General features: G+C 41.8%; 4 protein-coding genes and 1 pseudogene. All 5 read left to right on the top strand.

All coding sequences use genetic code 11. The features are described from left to right. The coding region (locus tag SORDD24_RS08980) for an RHS repeat-associated core domain-containing protein (RefSeq protein WP_231082735.1) at window positions 1-2,623 on the top strand (2,623 nt) is incomplete at its 5' end. A 7-nt stretch (window positions 2,624-2,630) separates the two neighbouring features. Continuing rightward, the gene (locus SORDD24_RS08975; RefSeq protein ID WP_061409711.1) at window positions 2,631-2,891 is read left to right on the top strand and encodes a hypothetical protein; all 261 of its coding nucleotides are present in this window, start codon (window positions 2,631-2,633) and stop codon (window positions 2,889-2,891) included. A gap of 136 nt (window positions 2,892-3,027) precedes the next feature. After that, window positions 3,028-3,435: pseudogene (locus tag SORDD24_RS08970) on the top strand (polymorphic toxin type 15 domain-containing protein); the annotation flags it as partial. Window positions 3,436-3,443: 8 nt separating this feature from the next. After that, complete coding sequence (locus SORDD24_RS08965) at window positions 3,444-3,989, top strand: T6SS immunity protein Tdi1 domain-containing protein (protein WP_061409709.1); 546 nt, start codon at window positions 3,444-3,446, stop codon at window positions 3,987-3,989. Window positions 3,990-4,126: 137 nt separating this feature from the next. Next, on the top strand, window positions 4,127-4,359 hold a 233-nt coding region (locus SORDD24_RS08960; RefSeq protein WP_155720155.1), incomplete at its 3' end, for an RHS repeat domain-containing protein.

Here is a 4,359-nt window from a genome sequence, read left to right as displayed (position 1 = left end):
CCGTCACATGGACAAGCAGGATAAGCTCATCTCTAGCTACGGCTATGAGTATGACGATGGAGGCTATATCGCCAAGGAAACCATTAAGCAGGATGGCGAAACCCTAGTCCATACCTACACATACGATACTCTGGGTCAAGTGGAAAACATGACCGTATCGGATGGAGCTGGTAAGGAACTCTCTAAACTCTCCTACACTTATGACCTAGCCGGCAATAAACTGACTAGCACCGAGACAGTCGATGGTAAGGAGAACCAGACACGCTTTACCTATGATGACCATAACCGCTTGACCAAACTAGAAGGTCCAGATGGTACCATCACCTATACCTACGACAAGAATGGCAATCGCATCGCTTCTGAGAAGAACTCAGAAAAGATAGACTATATCTATGACACAGAGAATCGCTTGCTTGCGATCAAGGACAAGAAGGGTCTTCTCATGGCTGCGCTTTACGACGGGGATGATAACCGTGTCTTCACTGCCAGTCGCAAGGAAGGCAAGAACACTTATCAGCTCTTCCAACGCAAGCCAAAGGAAAGCAAGTCCGGTCGTAAGTCACCATACACAGCCCCAAGTGGGGACCAACACTCCCTCTTCTGGTATGGCTTTAGTCAGAATGTCCTCCAAGCCCTGTCTGCTCTCCCACAGACAATAGGAAGCATCTGGCACAGCATCTTTGACGATGTGTCGACAGCCTACCACCAGAAAGTGGCTAAGGACCGAGCGACCAAGGAAGGAATCGTCGTCAATCCACCAGAACTCGGGAACTTACCGGGACAGGGAGAAGTGACCTATGCCAGCCAGGTTCAGGATGTCCTCATCCCTTATACCACACGAGAGGACACCTACAACTACTACGAGGAACGCAACTATGTCAACGATGTCAATCGTGAACATACAGAAGTCCTCGAAACCTATGACCATGATGGCAAGGCTCGTGAGACCTATAGCTATGGCAAGGGAAGAACCAGCTACCTCAACAACCAAACAGGTGACAGCTACAACTACTTGATCAACCAATCAGGATCTGTGACAGGTTTGACCAAGGATGGACAAGCCGTCGCATCCAGTCGCTATAACCTCTATGGGGCAAGAAAGGCAAGCACAGACACAACAGGGAATCCCTTTGCCTATAACGGTGAAGCCCGTGACGATACTGGACTTGACTATTTACGCGCAAGATATTATGATAGTCAGGGAGGTACTTTCTTAACCGAGGATAGTTACCCAGGTGAGGACACAGATCCTCTTAGCCAGAACCGTTACAGCTATGTGCAGAACAACCCCGTCAACTATACCGACCCGAGTGGGCATAGAATGATCTGGGCGGTTGATGGTAGCGAACCAAGTCGCCCTCGTCGTATCAATACGCGCCTACAACGCATTTACCAACAGAGTATTGTCGGACAAGACATACTGGGTCGACCGCTAACACTACGTGAATACACGGATCATCGCATTAAAACCGATCGGACTTTCCGAGCACCAGAAAGTTATTATCAAGCTTTTGGTCCAAATGTGGCAACTTACCAAAGTTCTTATGCTTATGCCCAACAACAAGCAGCGCGCGCAAGAGCCCAAGCAGAACAACGTCGTCGTCAACAGATTCGCTATGAATATGGTTTGGCGACAGGCATCAATTCTTCACCAACCATCCGGGAAGGACTAAATCTTGATCGCAACTGGAATACGTCTTTACAGAATACATTGAAACATGTATGTAATACAAAAACGACTAAGGGTCAAGATGATGCCAGAAAGAAACATCTGACAGCTAGTGAACTACGACAACTCGTCAAAAAAGCCAACTCTGGCGATGTGTCTGCGATTGCAGCCTTGTCGAGAAGCTATGATGGTAAATCCGGTATAGGGACAGGCATACGCACAAAAGAGGAAATAGAAGCTGGAAATAGACGCGTTTGGCAGAATACAGTAGATGGTTTCAAGACAATCAATAATATAAGAAATAAGGTCGGCAATGTAGTTCTAGAATTATTGTCTGTTAATGATGTACATCGTGTAATTACAGGAGAAGACCCTGTAACGGGTGAGGATGCTAGTCGTATAGAAGCGGCGAGCTCGATAATACTTGACATTGCAGCGCTAAAGCTTGGCAAAATAGCTAAAGGACTCAAAGCAACTAAGGAAGCTTTGCGAGGTTTAGATGCGCTTAATGATGCTTCGAAAGTTGCGAAGGCAGCTGATAAAGCTAAAGATGCTTCGAAAGCTACAAAGACGGTGGGAAGTGGAATTGTTGGTAATTCAACATCACAGCGTTCTTTACATGCTAGAGGCTATAGGCCGCGGCTGGGAGAAAGAACCTTTGATGGTTATGTAAAAAATACTGTTTCGATTGATACTGAATTAAAATTGTATACTAATTCTCCTGGATTTAATTCAAATAACGGCGTTATTGGAGGTCAATTTAAGAGATTTGGTAGCGGTTCTCATGGAGGATTATCACCTCATGTCCATCAACCACAAAGGAATGTGGCTCCAAATGGCAATATATATGGAACAGTAGGCTCTAAAACTACAAATGGTGGTGTTACTAAACCTGAGGCTAAGGACATTAAACAACTCTATGACTATACTAATAATGGAAAATATAGGGAGTAAATCAAGCATGACAGATAAACAAATAAAATTTTTAAAAGAATTAGAGATAATACAGGAGCAAGCTGTAAATATGAATATCTCTCAAACTAATTTAACCAAAGAGGAGTCTCTATATAATGTAAGTTATGATACTTTGGTTTTAATGATGGAACTTCTTGATGGTTACCGTAATATGGTATTGGAGTTATCAGATAAAGACAGTAAAGAAATTCTCAATAAGGATATACAGTTACATGATGGAGTTGTTGATTTTTTGAAGTCATTCTAGTGTAGTTACCAACGAGTAATAGCGTAGTCATGATGCTTCGAAAGTTACTATTTCGAAGACCCCAGAAATAACAATTAACTTTACTCGTAATTCAAAACATGACGCTACAGAATTTTCTCGTTAGTTAGCTAATCAGCAGAATGGTATGAATCGCTTGACGGTTGCAGATTATATAAATAATAGAGGGAGCTATTTAGCGAATGGTCGTTCATCTGCTGGAAACGCAGCTCAAAAAGCAGCTAGAAATGAGGCTCTTGCTAAAAAGATTGATGAATTGGTTGATTCTGGAATGTCTCGTTCTGAAGCTAAATCTGAAGCCGATAGGTGGATAAAAACTCAAGCGGCACTGCACGATCCAGATCAGATTGCGGGAGGATTTCCAAAAAATGTAACGGGAGTGGGAGACTTTGGCATTAATTCATCAATTGGTGCTCAGTGGAAAGATAAAATTGCTACTGTAGATAATGTTGTGGATGAAATCGTTAGAACCACACCTTATGAAGATTTAAATAAAATTTACTTGAATGTTAAATTACAATACTAGGAGAAAAAATGAACTTACAATTTACCAAATTTGCAGCTATGCCAGAAGAAGTCATTGAAAAGTATGCCCCAAAAGTTCCAGATGAATTAGTGGAATTGTGGAAACAATATGGACTGGGCTTTTTACTTGATGGTTATCTAAAAGTTATCAATCCAGAAGAATATGTAGAATTTGTGCAAAAGACTTATTTTAGAGGTGATTTATCTATTCCTGTTTTTGTAACTGCATTTGGGGATATTATCACTCTGGAGGAAGGAGATTATATGAGAATTGTAGAATACAAGGAGGAAAATTTCATCACTATTTTAGAAAATATGTACTATTTTCTAGAAGATTTAGAGGATGAAGAGTTGTTAAAGGACTATTTTGATATTCCTTTCTATGAAGAAGCGGTTAAGGAGTATGGGAACTTGGATTACAATCAATGCTTTGGTTTTGTTCCTCTTCTTGTACTTGGAGGAAAAAGGGATCTAACCAATATTGACAAGGTTGGCATAAAAGAACATTTAGAACTCATTACCCAGATTACAGGCGGAGTGGGTTTTGAGAACTAAGAAAAAATAATTATAAAGTGAAGTTGAGATGATACGGTCTCAACTTCATTTTATAATATTAAGCAAAAAAGTGAGGTCTCACCTAAAATAATCGTGAAGGTGGAGAGACTCAGTATGCCTATGACGCTACAGGTAGCTTGGCAAAAGAAACGGATGCTAACGGTCATAGCACCAACTATGTCAATGACCTTTATGGTCGTGTGACCAAACGCACCTTACCAAATGAGGCAGCTTACACCTACGCCTATGACGCCTTGGGACGTCTCACCAAGCAAACAGGTCCACAGGGACTATCGAAAACCTATAGCTATGATGTGTCTGGAAACTTGGTACAGGAGACAGACCAATCTGATCGAAGCAATCACTATAG

The organism is Streptococcus oralis, from assembly GCF_001579175.1.
In the GTDB taxonomy this organism is placed as follows: Bacteria; Bacillota; Bacilli; order Lactobacillales; family Streptococcaceae; genus Streptococcus; species Streptococcus oralis_O.
Note: the sequence above shows the minus strand (reverse complement) of the source record. Positions and strands in the feature narration are given on the sequence as shown.

Bases quoted from the DNA above. Each gene is read 5' to 3' on its own strand.
- SORDD24_RS08975 (WP_061409711.1), top strand. From the start codon at position 2,631: ATGACAGATAAACAAATAAAATTTTTAAAAGAATTAGAGATAATACAG.
- SORDD24_RS08965 (WP_061409709.1), top strand. From the start codon at position 3,444: ATGAACTTACAATTTACCAAATTTGCAGCTATGCCAGAAGAAGTCATT.